Below are 1,215 nucleotides of genomic sequence, written 5' to 3'. Positions count from 1 at the left end.
GTCGCGCTACCGAGGACCGCCGACGGGATGACCCGGAGCGGATCGGCGGCGGCGTAGGGGATCGCCCCCTCCGTGATGAACGCGAGGCCGAGCGGAACGGCCGCCTTCGCGTTCTCGTACATCTCCGCGGCGTACTTCTGTGGCGCGACGAAGTTCGAGAGCGCGAGGCCCAGCGGCGGGACCATCCCGCCGATCATCACGGCGGCCATCGGCGCGAAGATCTGGTCCGCGACGAGGACGGTTCCGAACACGTAGGCGACCTTGTTGATCGGCCCGCCCATGTCGACCGCCATCATCCCGCCGAGGATCGCTCCGAGCAGGAGGGCGTTCGACCCCTGCATGCCCTCGAGCGCGGACGTCAGCGCGTCGTCGAGGATAGCGATCGGGACCCCGAGCCCGAGGATGACGACCGGGGCGAGCAGCAGCGTCGTGAAGACGGGGATAACGAGGATCGGCATCATCTGCGAGACGACTGACGGCACCGACCAGCCCTTCATCCAGCGGGCGACGTAGCCCGCGAGCAGGCCGGCGACGATGGCCCCGAGGAAGCCGGCGACCGCTCCGTCGGCCTCGAAGCCGATGACCAGGCCGGCGGCCTCGATGATCGCCTCCTGCTGGATCGCCCACGAGAGGATGAACCCGGGCGCGAGTCCGGGCTTGTCCGCGATTGCGTACGCGATATACCCTCCCAGAACGGGGATCATGAGCGTTAGCCCGAGGTCACCGATCTGGGCGAGATACCACGGGATCGTCCCCGTATCCTCGAAGACGGTCTCGGTGGTCGTTCCCGCGCCGGGCATCGGGATTCCCAGAATCGCCTCCGGAAGCTCCGCGACCATGAACGCGAGCGCGAGGAAGATCCCGCCGATCGTCACGAACGGGATCATGAACGACACGCCCGTCATCAGGTCCTCTTTGACCGAGAGGAGGTGAGCACGGAGTCGTGATTCTACATCGTTTTCCATGCTATCTCTGCCGCAGTCCTTCGACAGCGGCTGCAAAAGTGGTTTCGAATACGATTGTTTTAGATCGAATATATTCGAAATATTGTTTCGATCGGATATTCGGGGCGGCAGTCAGTACGCGGAGACGCTGATCGACTCGCGCTCGTCGCGCAGTCCCGTAAACGACGGCGCTCGCGTCCCCGACACCGAGACCACGCGGGAGGCGACGGCGACCCCCGATCCGAGCGCGACCGCGTCCGATTCCTGACGG

General features: G+C 65.4%; 1 protein-coding gene. It reads right to left on the bottom strand.

Translation table 11 applies throughout. The features are described 5' to 3' along the window. On the bottom strand, positions 1-965 hold a 965-nt coding region (locus PGX04_RS21130; protein WP_273740312.1), incomplete at its 3' end, for a PTS fructose transporter subunit IIC. Positions 966-1,215: the final 250 nt, after the last annotated feature.

Source organism: Natrinema soli, from assembly GCF_028618695.1.
The sequence above is the reverse complement of the archived record's forward strand: the minus strand, read 5'-3'. Positions and strand labels throughout refer to the sequence as shown.